The 16,497-nt window shown below is 45.1% G+C and carries 12 protein-coding genes; 10 read left to right on the forward strand and 2 right to left on the reverse strand.

The features are described from left to right. The first annotated feature begins 62 nt into the window (after window positions 1-62). A complete protein-coding gene (locus AC0L6N_RS03180; RefSeq protein WP_473478771.1) occupies window positions 63-2,729 on the forward strand; it encodes a TonB-dependent receptor domain-containing protein in 2,667 nt (888 codons plus the stop codon). Between the two features lie 54 nt (window positions 2,730-2,783). Here AC0L6N_RS03180 and AC0L6N_RS03185 read toward each other — a convergent pair whose 3' ends face one another. Next, the gene (locus tag AC0L6N_RS03185) at window positions 2,784-3,491 is read right to left on the reverse strand and encodes an alpha/beta fold hydrolase (protein WP_473478774.1); all 708 of its coding nucleotides are present in this window, start codon (window positions 3,489-3,491) and stop codon (window positions 2,784-2,786) included. A 320-nt stretch (window positions 3,492-3,811) separates the two neighbouring features. Between AC0L6N_RS03185 and AC0L6N_RS03190 the strand changes: the two genes are divergently transcribed. Beyond that, window positions 3,812-5,713 carry a cytochrome c/FTR1 family iron permease gene (locus AC0L6N_RS03190; protein ID WP_473481232.1) on the forward strand — a complete coding sequence of 634 codons (1,902 nt, stop codon included), beginning with the start codon at window positions 3,812-3,814 and terminating at the stop codon, window positions 5,711-5,713. Between the two features lie 93 nt (window positions 5,714-5,806). Here AC0L6N_RS03190 and AC0L6N_RS03195 read toward each other — a convergent pair whose 3' ends face one another. Then, entirely contained in the window at window positions 5,807-8,140 is a 2,334-nt protein-coding gene (locus AC0L6N_RS03195) for a TonB-dependent receptor (protein WP_473478777.1), read from the reverse strand. A 524-nt stretch (window positions 8,141-8,664) separates the two neighbouring features. Here AC0L6N_RS03195 and AC0L6N_RS03200 point away from each other — a divergent pair. The 8 genes from AC0L6N_RS03200 (at window position 8,665) to ahpF (ending at window position 16,391) form a co-directional block, all read left to right on the forward strand. Beyond that, a complete protein-coding gene (locus tag AC0L6N_RS03200) occupies window positions 8,665-9,435 on the forward strand; it encodes a DUF3450 domain-containing protein (RefSeq protein WP_011573924.1) in 771 nt (256 codons plus the stop codon). A gap of 13 nt (window positions 9,436-9,448) precedes the next feature. Further along, window positions 9,449-10,852, forward strand: coding sequence for a MotA/TolQ/ExbB proton channel family protein (locus tag AC0L6N_RS03205; RefSeq protein WP_473478778.1), 1,404 nt, complete (start codon window positions 9,449-9,451; stop codon window positions 10,850-10,852). 11 nt (window positions 10,853-10,863) lie between these two features. Next, on the forward strand, window positions 10,864-11,385 hold the full coding sequence (locus AC0L6N_RS03210; RefSeq protein WP_006991296.1) for a MotA/TolQ/ExbB proton channel family protein: 522 nt from the start codon (window positions 10,864-10,866) through the stop codon (window positions 11,383-11,385). 30 nt (window positions 11,386-11,415) lie between these two features. Beyond that, the gene (locus AC0L6N_RS03215) at window positions 11,416-11,823 is read left to right on the forward strand and encodes an ExbD/TolR family protein (protein ID WP_006991295.1); all 408 of its coding nucleotides are present in this window, start codon (window positions 11,416-11,418) and stop codon (window positions 11,821-11,823) included. 3 nt (window positions 11,824-11,826) lie between these two features. Next, the gene (locus AC0L6N_RS03220) at window positions 11,827-12,435 is read left to right on the forward strand and encodes an energy transducer TonB (protein ID WP_006991294.1); all 609 of its coding nucleotides are present in this window, start codon (window positions 11,827-11,829) and stop codon (window positions 12,433-12,435) included. An 11-nt stretch (window positions 12,436-12,446) separates the two neighbouring features. After that, the gene (locus AC0L6N_RS03225; protein ID WP_473478782.1) at window positions 12,447-13,790 is read left to right on the forward strand and encodes a tetratricopeptide repeat protein; all 1,344 of its coding nucleotides are present in this window, start codon (window positions 12,447-12,449) and stop codon (window positions 13,788-13,790) included. A gap of 304 nt (window positions 13,791-14,094) precedes the next feature. Then, window positions 14,095-14,664, forward strand: coding sequence for an alkyl hydroperoxide reductase subunit C (ahpC, locus tag AC0L6N_RS03230; RefSeq protein WP_473478785.1), 570 nt, complete (start codon window positions 14,095-14,097; stop codon window positions 14,662-14,664). 119 nt (window positions 14,665-14,783) lie between these two features. After that, on the forward strand, window positions 14,784-16,391 hold the full coding sequence (gene ahpF / locus AC0L6N_RS03235) for an alkyl hydroperoxide reductase subunit F (RefSeq protein ID WP_473478787.1): 1,608 nt from the start codon (window positions 14,784-14,786) through the stop codon (window positions 16,389-16,391). Window positions 16,392-16,497 lie beyond the last annotated feature (106 nt).

Below are 16,497 nucleotides of genomic sequence, written 5' to 3' on the forward strand. Positions count from 1 at the left end.
TTGCATAAGATAAATAGGCGCCTAGGAGCGCCTATTTTTCGATTTATAGCTAGGAGTTTAAGGTGAGCAATCAATACAAACTTAAAAAAGTCGCCTACTCGGTAGGACTCGGGCTTTTGGTGAGTGCAGTAAGCGCAGTCGCGCAAGAAAGCCAGGTAATGGAAGAAGTTGTGGCAACGGGTTCTCGATTACAGGGAACCGCTGCTGCCGTTATCGAAGAGCGTAAAAATCAAGCCTTCGTTGCGGATATACTAGGCTCTGAGCAAATTTCACGCACTGGCGACAGCGATGCTGCGTCGGCACTGCGCCGGGTAACAGGCCTCACGCTGGTCGATGGCAAATTTATCTATGTGCGTGGTCTTGGTCAGCGATATTCAAGTGCACGTTTGAACGGTGCCAGCATTCCCAGCCCTGATTTAACCCGAAACGTCATACCGCTAGATATCTTTCCTGCTAACGTGATTGAAAGTCTATCTGTACAAAAAGCTTATTCGCCCAATATGCCAGCAGCATTCGGTGGCGGTAACGTTGATATTCGAACAAAAGCCATCCCGACAGAATTTGTATCGGGCATTCAAGTCGGTATCGAGGCCAACAGTAATAACTCCGATGGGTATACCTATGATCGGAACGAGCAGGGGATCCCGCAAACACTAACAGATGCCATCCCTTATTATCGTGGTGACTTTAGCCTAGCGAATATTATCAACAAAGATAATTTGGTCACAGGTGACACATCTGCAGCGGATCAAGCTCGAGTGTTAAATAGAACGTTGGCGAAATCACTACCTCGCGACTTAGCACTGAAAGATGAGTCGTTAGACCCTAACTATTCTGCTCAAGCGTTTATTGGCAATAGTTTTGATGAAGATTTTTTCGATGGAAAAATTGGATTCCTAGCATCGGTTGCATACGACAATAAATGGACATATTCCGACCGCACCAGTGCGGTGACAAGTGCAACCCCTATCGATAATTGTTCTAGTCAGTTGGTGACAGCAGAAGACGTACAAAACTCCTGTTTTGATACCGTTGCGTCATCAGAAATGACGACTGAAGAAGAGCGTTTGAACGGCTTAGTCAGCGTGGGTTACAAATTAGACACCCATAGCCTGACCTACACCAAGATTTACATCGAAGATAATGAAGATGAATCGCAAATCTCTATTTCACAGAATCCGAGTCAAAACATTACTATCGCCGCTGATAATGAAGCAGACCGCACTCATAGTTTTAATTTCGAAGAGCGCACGTTAGATGTTGACCAATTCCGCGGTCAGCATACGTTCTTAGATTACATGGGCGTTGGCGTTGATTGGCAGTACACAGAATCAAGCGCTGAAACAAACAACCCATTGAATGTGGCCTATGAATTCACTGACACCTACGACAACGGCGCCTACACTGGCTCGTTCATTGATGGTGCCCAAGGTCGAGCTAACTATCAGTTCGTTGACATGGAAGACAACATGAAATCTTGGGGAGGAAACGTCACGCTTCCTCTTACCTTCAAGAATTTGGAAGTGGAATTGAAAGGCGGTTGGGACTTCGTAGACAGAGCGCGTTTGTATACCACATCTAGCTTTTTCCTCGATAACACCAATTCATCAATCGTTGTGAATGACAATGAGTCAGATATCTTGTCGTTAAGCAGCTATTTGACCGACGAATTCATTGATACCAATATGTTGATTAACTTCAATGAGCCTATCGCACCAGAAGCAGATGACTATTTAGCGGCGCAAAAAATTGATGCCGGTTATGCGGCTTTCGATGTGTTCTATAAAGGTATTTGGCGCATAAGTGGTGGTTTGCGCTATGAATCATTCAAACAAGTGTCGTTATCGTCTTCGAGCTTAATTTTTACCAAAGAAGATTCTGATAACTACTACAGCGAAGAAGATATTCTTAACGGTACCGTTAACGATGATGATTTTTATCCAGCCTTGAGTTTGACCTACGTGGGTGGCGAAGATTACCAGCTGCGCTTCGGATACGGAGAAACGGTAGTACGCCCTGATTTAAGAGAGGTTGTTCCAGTAGGTTACAACGACCCGTTAACGGATATCCGTACTACGGGCAGCACCACGTTGAGCTCAACCACGCTGAAAAACTTTGATTTGCGTTACGAGTTGTACTTTGATGACGGCGATAACTTAGCCATTTCAGGTTTCTACAAAGACATTGCTAACCCAATTGAAACCGTGCTGAACGTAGGTGATTCAAGTTACACCGCTAGTTTTACGAACGGTGAGACCGCGGAAGTATACGGTGTCGAAGCTGAATGGTTATATGATTTGAGTTTTGTATCAGATGGCTTTTTTACCTCTGGTAATATTACCTTGAGTGATTCAGAAGTGCAGATTGACGCTGCTTCAGCAGGTAACTTAACCAATACAGAAAAACGTATGACAGGTCATTCTCAATATGTTGTGAACATGCAACTTAGCTATGACTCTGCGAATGGCAACCACAGTGGCTCTTTGGTGTATAACGCCTTTGGTGAGCGTATCCTCGCATCGGGTATTAATGGTCGTGACGACTCATTTGAGCAACCCTTTCATTCGTTAGATGCGACGTATTCTTACTACCCAGACTTTAACACTACCGTTAAATTAACGGTTAAAAATCTATTGGGTGAAGACCAAGAAGTGACACAAAGTGGTCTTTCGGTTAGAACTCGCTCTATCGGCACAACAGTTAAGTTGAGCTATAAGTACGATTTTTAATCATGTTTTGTTTTCAAAATAGCCGCATTAGCGGCTACTTTTTTGCCTGTGACTTCACTGAATTAGCTCGTATTGTTTTACGGTGGTGTCGGTTTGCAAACCAAAATGTCCTAATGCGTAATTGAACGTAGCGTCTTCATTCACGATACGACTACTATGCACACCGCCGACAGTGCAGCCACCGGTTGAGCATACAATTTGGTCAATATAGCTCTTAATCGAATATACTTTTGAAGCTAGCGGCACATTATAAATGCTGTCTAAAAATGGGCTGCCTACGGATAATCCCGCTGAGCCACAAGTAGAGCTCCACACATTAAACGGGTAATAACCGCAGCTTTTAAGGCCTAAAAATGCCCCGGCAATCCCCACAAAGGTATCTACCTGGTTGGCAATGGCAAGTTTATCAATTTGCTGAGCGGCTAATGTTGCTCCCATCGAATGACCGATCACATCAATCTTGCCTGTACAGGATGAGGCTAGAGCACTTTGTATTGCTTGGCGCACGGGCGTTTCTTCATTGCCGCTATGGTTGTTGCAGGCGGCGCAGTTCTTCGAACCCCAATCCGGTTTATAGATTTCGCTACTACTGTAGCCATTAGCTAGCAGATGATCATAGGTGTTATCCCAACTGGCAGGTGTGGCCGTATTGCCATGGACTAATACCACTGCGTCTTTACAGGCAAATGCATTGAACGGCAGAGCCAAGCACATTAACAGCGCCAATATTCGTATTCTGTAACATTCTTTTATTATATTCATGGTGTCCTCTTTAGTTGTTGTTTTCTAAGTGACAGCAATGAATATAGGGCGCGCGCATTGAAACAGACATAGTACTTTAGCACTGCGGCAATAAGCTGAAAGCGTTGCTTCGATGGCCGGTTAAAAGTAAAATAATAATTATTCTCATTTGTTTTGGGTATGCCGTATAGATGTCGCCATACGCATTCACACACTTAAACGTTAAGGTTTTAGTTTTGTACTCTTCTGCTATTTGTTTTAAACGCTTTTTGGTTTCATTCGTTCATCTTATGCAAAGTCGTCGTCAACTCTTTGCTGAGCTGGCGTTCAGTTTCTGCATCATGCTGAGCCTTACTCAATCGGCGCCGAGTTTAGCTCAATCAGCTTCTCAACTAGATGCGGTTAAAGAGAGTCGTCAGATTTTACAAATGGCGGAATACATAGGTGTTGATTACTCAGAAGCCGTGGTCGATGGTGAAGTATCAAGCGAAGACGAATTTGCTGAAATGCAACAATTCGCCAAGCTAATTTTGCAAAAGGCGGAGGCATTACAAACTGCCGCGCTAAGTGACTTTGATTTACAGAAAACGTCGGTCATCGCCAATGCCCAAGCACTGCAGCAGGCTATTTTAGCTAAGTCACCAATGGGGAAAATTCAAAGCCTGACATTACAAATTCGCCAAGAGTTATTAGCCATGTCGCCCGCGCTAAAATTGCCAGCACAACTGTTGCCTCAAGCAGAAATAGATAAACTCTTTGTTGATAACTGCTCTGCATGCCATGGCCCAGCCGGTCAAGGCGACGGTCCACTAGCGAAGTCGTTTAGCCCTCAGCCAACAGACTTTACTGAAAAAGAGCGCGCACAAAACCGTTCTTTGTTGGGGCTTTACGACGCTATCAGCGCGGGGCTAGACGATACCGCAATGCGCGCGTTTACCGAGCTCAACGATCAGCAGCGTTGGTCTTTAGCGTTTTATGCTGGCAGTTTGGCGTTTAAAGGTGCGGCGGGAAATGATTTAGATGTTAAACCGACGCTGCCCCTGCAAAGCTGGATAAACAATAATCCAGTACAAATTGCAGCGCAAAATGATGCGATTAGCCAGATGCAAGTTGAGCAGTGGCGCGCCTCGCCAGAGGTATTTTTCGGACAAGCCAATACGCCTATCGCCACAGCAAAAAACAACCTGATCGCCGCTGTCGATGCTTACAACGAAGGCAATTTTGCGCAAGCACAAACACTCGCCGTCAGTGCCTATTTAGATGGTTTTGAACTGATCGAAAATAACCTCGACGCCAGAGATAGTGGTTTACGAAAATCGGTAGAAAAGCAGTTGTTGAATTTCCGTAATGTGCTGAGCTCACCCAATAATGAGCAGCAAGTAAGCGCTGAATCACAACAAATATTGCAGCAACTTGAACAAGTCGATAGCACACTGAACTCAGCGACGTTATCGAACAACGCTATGTTTTCGGCTTCGTTGATCATTTTGCTGCGTGAAGGGTTAGAAGCACTGCTTATCGTGTTAGCGCTCATCACCGTACTGATAAAAACCCAGCGCCAAGACGCCATTCGCTACGTACATTTTGGCTGGGCATCAGCACTTATTGCTGGTGGCGTCACTTGGTGGGCGGCTGAAAACCTGATCACGATCAGTGGCGCATCAAGAGAACTCATGGAAGGCGGCGCGGCCTTATTAGCCGCCGGCATTTTGTTTTACGTCGGTTATTGGATGCATAGCAAAACCCAAGCATCAGTGTGGCAGAAGTACATCAATGACAACGTCGAACGTCATTTAAGCACCGGCACCTTATGGGGCTTAACTGGGTTAGCGTTTATTTCAGTTTATCGAGAGGTATTCGAAACGATTTTGTTTTATCAGTCACTGTTAACTCAATCGGTAGGGGATGGTAGCCAAGTAAGCTTTGTGTGGTACGGACTCGTCGCTGCGGTTGCCATACTCGCACTGATCACCTGGCTGATGCTTAAGTACACCGTCAAGTTACCTATCGCCCGCTTTTTCTCTATGAGCGCTTACTTTATGTTGATATTGGCCTTTATTTTGGCGGGCAAGGGGATTTCTGCACTGCAAGAAGCTGCGATCATTGGCATCAATGCATTTCCACTAGATGTTTCGATAAGCTGGTTGGGTATTTCTGCCACATGGCAGGGCGTACTGGTGCAAGGTGTCATACTTGCGTTGTTCATCGTCATGATGACGCGCAAAGATACAGCGTCAGCATAAGGGCCAATATCGAGCGCATAAAAAAGGCAGATGATTATCTGCCTTTTTTGAGAACGAGCCTAAGTATTTAGACCACTGTTTCTTGTCGCTTGCTTAGTAGAAGCTGACCTTCGCTTCGATACCAAAGATGCGCGGCTGATTCACAATACCCGTTAGGTTATTGAAATCCACCGCACCTTTTACGTTCTCTTCATCGGTAATGTTGCGACCGAATAAGGCTACGGTATAGTTATGCTCGAAGTTTTCATAACCGATGCGCAAACCGCCTTCTACGTTGCCGTCTGTTTGAAACTCAACAGATTCGTACAAGAACAGGTTCGTGTCCCCTTGGTACGCCCAATCCGTAAACGCAAAGAATTCACCATCATTACCCAAAGGTACCGCATAACGTGCTGTGAACGTGAAGATCGTCTCTGGCGCTTGCGGGAAAGGGTTTCCGTCAATAACAGCGTTAAAGCCATTCGGGCGAGGGTCAAGTACGGTACAGTTACCTGTTGAGCCAAATGCTTCATTTGTGCCACAAGGCAGTAACGTTAATGAATCATCTTTAATTTCTGTTTTGTTGTAGCTATAACCTGCGGTAAGGGTTAAGTAATCGTTCGCCACGTATTGTGCGTCGATTTCAAAACCGTAACCCACACCTTTATCTGCGTTTACTAATGCTACGTTATTTGCACCACCACCGATTGCAGAGAACTGCATATCGTCGATTTGGTAATAGAAAGTGGCAGCGTTTAAGCGCAAGGTGTTTTCCAACAAGTCAGACTTAAAACCAAACTCGATTGAGTTAATGGTTTCTGCGTCAGCCACTGAAGGTGCACCTTCAAAAGCCACATCACGCCCTTGAATCGACTGAGCTCTAAAGCCATTAGCAAAACGAGCAAACACCGAGGTGTCATCGCTTACTTTGTAGTTAGCGCTTAGCTCCCAGCTAATTTGACCATCATCCACATCAATGTCGTCGTAGTCTTGAACACTGGCATCACCAGTGATTAATGCGAAGCCGTCGACGTTTTGCTCACCAACACGAAGTGATTTTTTGTCGTGGGTATAACGCACACCACCGGTCACATTCAAACGCTCGTTCAATTCGTAAGTTGTTTGCCCAAAAACAGCCCAAGTGGTGTTTTCATGGAATACTGTGGTCGCGCCAAAGTAGCCATCGATGCTCGTCACGTTGAACGACGAGTCATAGTAAAACGCACCGGTTTGCCAGCTAAGGGCATCGTCAGTTTCACTGGCCAAGCGGATTTCTTGCGTAAATTGCTCCAAGTCGTCTAAGTTATCTTGGGTGACAGCACTAAAGCCTATGGCGCCAGGAAACGTTAACACGTCTTCAAAACCAGAGTTGAAATTGGCAGAAGTAAGGCCGTCAGGTACTGGCGTGGTTAAATCATTGGTATACACACCGCCATCAATATCACCAAGGCTTGAGCCTTCTGCTTCTTCATAGGCAGTGATTGACGTGAACGACATTTCATCTAAGCCAAACTCTAACTTTAAAGATGCGCCATAGTTTTCGTATTCTTGCGGGTTATTGTCTGTGCCATTACCGTCGATGTCGCCATCGTAATAGACAGTGTCGCGATCGAAATTCTGATTTAAATCGTTACTGCCTTTAGTAAATACGTTAGCGCGAAAGACCGATGCGGTGCCATCTAACTCACGGCCGTGCACGTTTAACAACGCTGAAAAGTCTTCGCTTGGGGTAAATAACAACTGACCGCGCCATGCTTTTTCGTCAAAGCCGCCAATCGCATCTTTCTCGCCAGTAAAGCCATTGTCTATCCAGTCATCCCGGTCTTGGGATAACACAGATAAACGTCCTGATAAATCTTCAGCAAGTCCGCCGCCAACAGCTGCTTCAAAATTGACTGTCCCTAAATTACCCACACCTAACTTGGCGTAAGCATCGAAATCTTCTGTGGGTTTAACTGAGTCAAACTTGACTATACCAGCAGTAGTGTTGCGCCCAAACAAGGTACCTTGTGGGCCACGAATAACCTCGACTTGCTCAACATCAAACAATGGGAAGCTTTTCAAAATAACGTTCTCTTTGACCACGTCATCCATCACGATGGAAACCGGCTGAGAGGCTGCTAAGTCAAAATCTGTGTTACCTAAACCGCGGATATAAAAACGCGGCGCTACACGGCCATTGGATGATTCGGCGTATAAGCCTGGAACGCGCACTGCTAGGGCGATAATATCGTCACCACCTGAAAATATGCTTTCAAATCGCTCTCCGTTTAAGGTAGCAATTGAGATTGGCACTTCTTGAATACTTTGCGTACGTTTTTGCGCTGTAACCGTGATCTTTTCTAACCCTTTATCTTTTGCTGCAGGTACTTCCTGTGCATGAAGAGTATGGCTAAATAGAGCACCTTGGATACAGACGGCTAATGCTGCTTTGTGAAAATTGGTCATTGTGTCACCGCTAGTAAATGTGTGGTTATAGTCAGTATGTCACTCTGCGATTGTGTCATCGCGTTACTCCCATCGCCCATGTTGCTAATTAGCTTCTTTATTTCTTTAACATCACACGTTCATTTATGAAGCGTTGTCCGGATATAAAACAAGAACAAATAAGTAGGCTGAGCGAAGGGGGCGTATTGTGCCTAAATGTCCTTTTAAAGTCTCGTTAATTGTAGCAGTTAAGGGATCACTTAAATGTCACATTTGGCTGACAATCAAAACGATAACATACAGCTTCGAGGCTGAGTGAGCGCAAAAAAGAGCCACGTACGCTGAGTATTCAGCGCTTTGCACGCACACATAAACCGCGCCATAAAAGGCTGTCATAATACTGAAATATTACTGTCACCTATACGTCATATAGCTGTCATAAAAATGCCACGACTAGCCCCTATCCTTGCGCAAATTCTGAATGAAATAGACTGATCCGAGAGGAGCACACTGTTTCACCATTTCCTTCAAATAGGGTTTGAGTAATGAAGTCTACCACTATGTTATCAGCCAGCTTACTCAGTGTAAGTTTGCTTTTATCTGCATCTGGCAATGCCCAGGAAGATGCATACCTGAAGCCAGCTGTTGAAAAAGCGACGAAGATTAACAACTCAGCAGCGAGTTCACAGCAGAAAATCAACAAGCTCAATGATCAGATTGATAATAAGTTGCAGCAATTCAAAGCCATTAATAAAGAGACTGAAGGCCTAGAGGTATATAACACTCAGTTGCGCAAGCAAATTGAGAACCAAGCACAGGAAATGGCCGACTTAAACGCTGCAATCGATGATGTGAGTGTTATTGAGCGTCAAATTACGCCGTTGATGATGCGCATGATTGATGGTCTCGAGCAGTTCATTGCTCTTGATGTGCCTTTTTTAGCCCAAGAGCGAGCAACACGTATTGCCGGCTTGAAAAGTATGATGGACAAAGCTGATGTGGCGCCCTCTGAGAAATTTCGCCGCGTGATGGAAGCCTACCAAGTGGAAATGGACTACGGACGCACATTAGAAGCTTACGCCGGTTTACAAAATATTGATGGGCAAGAGCGTAACGTTGATTTTCTGCGCGTTGGCCGTACCGCTTTAATATATCAAACGCGTGACGCAAGCATGCAAGGTATGTGGAATGCGCAAACTCGTCAGTGGGATGCCTTACCGTCTAGTTACCGCACCCAAGTTACTAAAGGCCTGCGTATGGCTAAAAAACAAATGGCACCAGACCTACTGATGTTGCCTGTTGCGATCACAGATTAAGAGCACGATGAAGATGAATCAATTAATTAAAAATATCGCACTTACCTTGCTTGTTACATTAACAGCAACTTCAGCAATGGCGGCCGATCCGTTACCGAAGAAAGAGTCAGCACTGGATTTAGATGCGCTGCTTAAGCAATTAGAGCAAGGTCAGTTTCAGCAGACTCAACAGAACAACCAACGTGAGAAAGAGTTTGTTGCCAAGCGTGCTGAGCAAGATCAAATGCTTCGCGATGCAGGCAAAAACCGTGACAACGCGTTGCGCACATCTGAAACGTTAGAAACGCAATTCGAAGAAAACGAATTTAAATTAGGTGACTTAAACGACGCATTAACTAAGCGTTTAGGCTCACTTAAAGAGTTGTTCGGTGTACTTCAACAAGTCGCTGGTGACACTAAGAGCAAGTTCTTTAATTCTGTTATCTCCGCTCAAATCCCTAACCGTGCAGAGTTTCTAGATGAAATGGCACAGTCCATGGGCTCAAGCTCAAAGCTTGCCTCTATAGAAGAAATTGAGCGTGTTTGGTTTGAAATGCAACGTGAAATGACCGAATCAGGAAAAGTCACGCGTTTCAACGCCGACGTAGTTGAAGCCGGCGGCGCTAAAGTCAGCAAAGAAGTGGTGCGCGTGGGGACGTTTGCCTTGGTTGCTGATGGCAAATATCTTGATTATGAAGGTTCAACTAACTCACTTGGCGAGTTAATTCGTCAGCCTGCTGGTCGTTATACCGCAAGTGCAGAAGCGCTTCAGGCGTCAAATGGCGAGCTAGTTGAGTTTGGTTTAGACCCAACCGGCGGGTCAATTCTTAAATTATTGGTTCAGGCACCAAGCTTAAAAGAGCGTGTTGAACAAGGTGGTTTAGTCGGGTACATCATCCTTATCGTTGGTGCAATTGGTTTATTGTTAGCCCTTGAGCGTTTAATCACTTTGACTGTGATTAAAACCAAAGTAAACAAGCAGCTCAAATCTGACAAGTTTACCTCTAACAACCCGCTTGGTCGCGTGATGCAAGTGCGTGACAAATACCCACAAGCGGATACTGAGTCGCTTGAGCTACACCTGACAGAAGCTATCTTGGGTGAAATACCTAAGTTGTCTCGGAACCTTACGATCATCAAAATCATCTCTGTGGTAGCGCCTCTTATGGGTCTACTTGGTACGGTGACGGGTATGATTAACACCTTCCAAGCAATTACTTTGTTCGGAACGGGTGACCCTAAATTGATGGCGGGTGGTATCTCCACCGCATTGGTGACGACCGTACTTGGTTTGGTTGTGGCTATCCCAATGACCTTGCTCTACGCGATGCTCAACACACGCTCTAAAGACGTAGTCTTTATTCTGCAAGAACAAGCGTCAGGTGTGATTGCCGAGCGTGCTGAGCGCATGGAAACAAAGTCAGCTCCAAGCGCCTAAGGTAATTAGCTATGTTGGAATTTTTCGAAGCAATACGTGATTTTACGGAAACAGGTGGCCAAGTTCTCTTGGTCATCGGGTTTTTAATATTCGTCATGTGGTTGCTGATCCTTGAACGAGCGTTGTACGTGTTCATCTGGCATAAAGCCTATAAGAAAGAAACCATTGCCACTTGGAAAGCACGTAAAGACAGACGCTCATGGAACGCAGAACAAATACGTCAAGCGATGATTTCTCGCGTTAGCCTGCGCTTGGGCGCGGGCATTCCGATTATTCAGGCTTTAGTTGCCTTGTGCCCTCTATTGGGCTTAATGGGAACGGTAACCGGCATGATAGAAGTGTTTGATGTTATGGCTATTTCTGGTTCAGGTAGTGCGCGCTCGATGGCCTCTGGTGTATCAAAAGCGACCATTCCTACCATGGCCGGTATGGTCGGTGCGTTATCCGGGGTTTTTGCCTCAACTTGGTTAGCCCGCACCACAAAATCAGAACGTACGCATTTAGAAGACGCATTGACAATAGAGCGCAAGTAGCCTGCCTACTGCGCCTTAAAAGAGACAGTTATGAAACAACATTTTCAAAATTTGATGGACGAAGAAGAAGCAGCAATCGACATGACGCCGATGCTCGATGTGGTATTTATCATGTTGATTTTCTTTATCGTCACCGCGTCTTTTGTTAAAGAATCGGGTATTGATGTGAATCGTCCTGAAGCGGCAACAGCGGTCAAGAAAGACCGCGCCAATATTCTGATAGCCATCAGTGACAAAGGCGAAATATGGATCAACAAACGTAAAATTGATGTGCGTGCAGTTCAAGCGAATATTGAGCGTCTGCATGCGGAAAACCCACAAGGTACTGTGGTGATCCAAGCGGATAAAAAATCGACTACCGAAACCTTAATTAAGGTCATGGATGCCTCTCGTGCCGCCGGTATTACCGATGTTTCGATTGCAGCGCAAGAGCCCTAGATCATGCTTAGATATCTCATAGCGATAGCATTGTCAGCCATTGTGACGCTGAGCCTGTTTTTCGTGATGCAATCACTGATCAAAAGTGGTGGTAGCGCATTAACTGAGCCTGCAAAGGGCAGTGTGCTGGATTTCGTGCGGGTGAAAAAAGAAGAATCCGCCCAGAAGAAAGATCGTAAACCCAAGAAGCCGCCTAAGCCAGAAGCGCCACCTCCAGCGATGGAGCAACCGCAGATGGATTCGCCTACGCCGAATGCCGAGGGCAATGGAATGGACTTTGGAGCCGACGTTAACGAAGGTTTATCGTTAGATGGCGGCTTAGCACTTGAATCGGGTGACGGGGAATATCTGCCGATTGTGAAAGTGGCACCGGTTTATCCTCGACGTGCGTTATCTCGTGGTATCGAAGGCTACGTTATTGTTGAATTTACAGTGTCGAAGCAGGGTTCGGTGAAAAATCCGTTTGTGGTAGATGCCCAGCCAGCTGATCTGTTTAATCAAGCGGCAATTGATGCAGCGCTTAAATTTAAATACAAACCTCGGGTAGTCAACGGTGAACCTGCTGAAGTGGCTGGTGTGCAAAACCGTATTTCTTTCCAGATTGATGGTTAATTGGGGGCTTGATGAAATTAAACAATAAAAAAAGCAGTAACCTCTCACGCCAGGTTCTAGGTTTGGCATTATGTGCAGTGATTGGTCTGGGCATTAATGTCACGCCGGTGGCAATGAAAAATGCCCAGGCACAAGAAGACAGTCAACGTGAAACCCGAAGAACGCCAGCCCTTAGAGTGAAAGTGTACGACCAACTTTCCCGAGCGCAAAAATTGGCAGATGAAGGTAAAACTGACGAAGCCCTCGAAGCCTTGGAAAACGTGAAAGGTAAAGCGAGTTCAATGAACAGCTATGAGCTGGCCATGATGTATAACTTCTATGGTTTTATTTACTATAACGTTGAGCGCTTTGATGAAGCGATTGCCTCGTTTGAAACCGTGGTAGAGCAACAGCCAATCCCAGAGTCATTTGAGCTAAGCACCTTATTTAGTTTGGCGCAACTGCACATGATGCGCGGCAATTTTGACAAAACAGTGGCCTTTTTAGAGCGCTGGGAAACGTTAAATGCCTCGGTTAATCCAAACTCTGAAATACCCGCTAAAAACTACGTGTTAAAAGCGCAGGCTATGTACCAGCAAAAGTCTTACGATAAAGCCGCGAGTTATATCGAAAAAGCGATTGAGATTGTTGAAGCACAAGACGATATTCCAGATGAAAATTGGTATGTATTGCAACGTGCGGTGTATTACGAACTAAAGCAATCTGAAAACGTGAAAGACGTACTGCTGAAATTGGTCAGGCATTTTGATAAGCCCAAATATTGGGTGCAACTTGCTGGCATGTACGGAGAACTAGGCGAAGAGCAAAAGCAATTAGCCATTCTTGAAACCGCGTATCAGCAAGGCTACATCGAAAGCGGCTCTGATATGTTTAACCTCGCGCAGCTTTATTACTACCACCAAATGCCGTTTAAAGGTGCTCGTTTAATTGAAAAGGGCCTTGAGAGCGGCGTGCTTGATAAGAACCTTAAAAATTTGAAGTTCCTTTCCCAATGTTGGGTGCTCGCTAAAGAAAACGAAGAAGCGGTACCTGTTATGAAGGCTGCCGCTGATTTGTCTGATGATGGCGAACTAGATGCGCAGTTAGGGCAAATTTATCTCAACATGGAGAAGTGGCAACAAGCTATTTCAGCGTCAGAGGCGGCGTTAGGAAAAGGCGGTTTACGGAACGAAGGCACGGTGCATTTAGTTAAAGGCATGGCATTTTTTAACGTAGGGCAATACAACGAAGCATTGAATGAATTGGCCGAAGCCGAGAAATTTAATAGCAGTAAGGGTATGGCGCAGCAATGGTCAAAGTTTGTAGAAACTGAAAAAGCCAGCGCTGACCGACTCACTGTTTCACTTTCTCAGTAATGTTGTTTTAAGCTTTGAAATAACAAAGCATTAGGTTTTGCTCAGTATAATAAAATCTATAATTCTAGCGTGTCTTTCGCGCTAGCAGAGAACCTCTCACCGCTCATACGTTGTCTTAATAGGCAGTGTTGAGTGGTTTTTTACGTTTAACCTCCCGTGACAAAACTGCCGTTAAAACTCACCCGTACATCTAATCTTAAAAATAGATTTCAATAATCGATTTTAATTAATTTAAACTTATCATCCTCCGTCATATTATTTTCCTCGAAGTCACCCACAATCAAATGAAACGAGGAATATTTCAATGACACAATCTCTTATCAATACCAAAGTTTTACCGTTTAAAGCAACAGCATTCAAAAATGGCGAGTTTGTTGAAGTGTCAGAAAAGGACATTGAAGGCAAATGGGCAATCTTCATGTTTTATCCTGCAGACTTCACGTTTGTTTGCCCCACAGAACTAGGCGATTTAGCTGACCATTATGCGAAATTACAAGAACTAGGTGTTGATGTTTACTCTGTATCAACTGACACCCATTTTACGCACAAAGCATGGCATAGCAGCTCAGACACCATCAACAAAATTGAATTTGCGATGATCGGCGACCCAACGGGCAAAATTACTCGTAATTTCGGTGTAATGATCGAAGAAGATGGCTTAGCACTTCGTGGCACTTTCGTAGTGAACCCTGAAGGCGAAATCAAAATTGCTGAAATTCACGATCTAGGCATCGGCCGCTCTGCAAGCGAGCTTCTGCGTAAAGTGCAAGCTGCACAATATGTAGCCAATCACGATGGTGAAGTGTGCCCAGCAGCATGGCAGCCAGGCGAAGAAACATTGACGCCTTCACTTGACTTAGTAGGCAAAATCTAACACTAGGCGTGCGTTAAGTAAGGGCTGGCTAGAGTGTTCAAGCCAGCCAATTACCATCAATTAGCAAACAATTGATGGCAAAAAAGACACCGCCCATCATCAGTCTATTGGAGTAACCTATGTTAGACGCAAAATTAAAAGGCCAATTGGCGATTTATTTAGAAAATTTAACTTCACCCGTGGAGTTACGCATTGCTGTTGATGAGCAACATCAAGCTAAGAAATCCGCAGAACTCACAGATTTGGCGAACGAAATAGCTGCGTTATCGCCGTTAGTCAGCGTTGTGGCGCAAAGTAAAAGCGACATTCGAAAACCGTCTATGGAAGTGGTTTCCATAACAAATAGCACCTCAATTACTTTTGCTGGTGTACCTATGGGCCATGAATTCACTTCATTAATACTCGCGTTATTAAACAGTGGCGGCCACCCAGTGAAAATAAGTGAGCAGCAAGTAGCTGAAATTAAGTCACTTTCAGGCTCGTACCAATTTGAGACATACGTTTCGTTGAGCTGTCAGACCTGCCCTGGGGTAGTGCAAGCATTAAACGTGTTTTCTGTTATCAACCCAAATATTACTAATACCATGATTGATGGTTCACTGTTTCAAGAAGAGGTGAGCCAGCGCAATATCATGTCAGTACCAAGTGTTTACTTAAATGGCGAACTGTTTACCCAAGGGGCAGTGACCATAGAGAAAATTTTAAGCAAAATTGACCCTCAGGCAGATGCCAAGCAAGCCCAGTCACTCAATGACAAAGCACCCTATGACATGCTCATTGTAGGCGGCGGTCCAGCGGGTGCAGCCGCTGCGATTTACGCAGCAAGAAAAGGCATTCGTACTGGTATTGTGGCCGAAAAGTTTGGTGGGCAAGTGACTGACACCATGGCTATCGAAAACTTTATTTCCGTTAAAGCGACTGACGGCCCTAAACTTGTGTCAGGCCTAGAACAACATGTTAAAGATTATGATGTGGACATCATGGCGAATAATAAAGCCGTGAAGTTAACAAAAGACGGCTTGCTTAATATCGAGCTTGAGAATGGCGCATTGTTATCCAGTAAAACAGTGATGTTAGCCACCGGCGCAAGATGGCGTGAAATGAACGTGCCTGGCGAACAACAATACCGCGGGGCAGGCGTTGCTTATTGCCCACACTGTGATGGGCCGCTATTTAAAGGCAAACGCGTCGCGGTGATTGGTGGCGGTAATTCAGGTATCGAAGCGGCTCTTGATTTAGCCAATATCGTTGAGCATGTCACCGTACTCGAATTTGATACAAAATTGCGTGCTGACGAGGTACTTCAGCGTAAAGCGAAAGCTGCTAACAATATCGACATTATCTTAAATGCCATGACGACAGAAGTGCTAGGCGATGGCAAACGTGTTACCGGTCTAACCTATCAAGACCGAGCTAGCCAAGAAAGTCATCAAGTCGAATTGGCTGGCATTTTTGTGCAAATTGGTTTGGTGCCGAACACCGAATGGTTAAAAGGTGATATTGCCTTAACTGCTCGAGGTGAAATTGAAGTAGGCCAGCGCGGTGAAACCTCGATTGAAGGTGTATTTGCCGCAGGTGATGTAACGACTTCGCCTTACAAGCAAATTATCATCGCCATGGGCGACGGAGCAAATGCTGCACTCGGTGCGTTTGATTTCTTACTTAGAGCGCCGGCTGACGAAAATGCCCCGTCAGTTGAAAGTAATATCGGTGAAAAGGCAGCTTGAACGGTGAACGTAAGATGTAAGTTTACAACTCAAAGCGCTAATACCTAACACCTTAACTCGCACCAAGTTCATTGTGTGACACCTTTGCCGAGCATATCTGAGATAT

The sequence above is a fragment of the Paraglaciecola sp. G1-13 genome, assembly GCF_055809255.1.

What these genes read in the sequence shown, in the direction of transcription:
- AC0L6N_RS03200 (WP_011573924.1), top strand. Translation starts at nt 8,665, where the DNA reads ATGAAGTCTACCACTATGTTATCAGCCAGCTTACTCAGTGTAAGTTTG.
- ahpC (WP_473478785.1), top strand. Translation starts at nt 14,095, where the DNA reads ATGACACAATCTCTTATCAATACCAAAGTTTTACCGTTTAAAGCAACA.
- AC0L6N_RS03220 (WP_006991294.1), top strand. Translation starts at nt 11,827, where the DNA reads ATGCTTAGATATCTCATAGCGATAGCATTGTCAGCCATTGTGACGCTG.
- AC0L6N_RS03195 (WP_473478777.1), bottom strand. Translation starts at nt 8,140, where the DNA reads ATGACCAATTTTCACAAAGCAGCATTAGCCGTCTGTATCCAAGGTGCT.
- AC0L6N_RS03185 (WP_473478774.1), bottom strand. Translation starts at nt 3,491, where the DNA reads ATGAATATAATAAAAGAATGTTACAGAATACGAATATTGGCGCTGTTA.
- AC0L6N_RS03190 (WP_473481232.1), top strand. Translation starts at nt 3,812, where the DNA reads ATGCTGAGCCTTACTCAATCGGCGCCGAGTTTAGCTCAATCAGCTTCT.
- AC0L6N_RS03205 (WP_473478778.1), top strand. Translation starts at nt 9,449, where the DNA reads ATGAATCAATTAATTAAAAATATCGCACTTACCTTGCTTGTTACATTA.
- AC0L6N_RS03210 (WP_006991296.1), top strand. Translation starts at nt 10,864, where the DNA reads ATGTTGGAATTTTTCGAAGCAATACGTGATTTTACGGAAACAGGTGGC.
- ahpF (WP_473478787.1), top strand. Translation starts at nt 14,784, where the DNA reads ATGTTAGACGCAAAATTAAAAGGCCAATTGGCGATTTATTTAGAAAAT.
- AC0L6N_RS03225 (WP_473478782.1), top strand. Translation starts at nt 12,447, where the DNA reads ATGAAATTAAACAATAAAAAAAGCAGTAACCTCTCACGCCAGGTTCTA.
- AC0L6N_RS03215 (WP_006991295.1), top strand. Translation starts at nt 11,416, where the DNA reads ATGAAACAACATTTTCAAAATTTGATGGACGAAGAAGAAGCAGCAATC.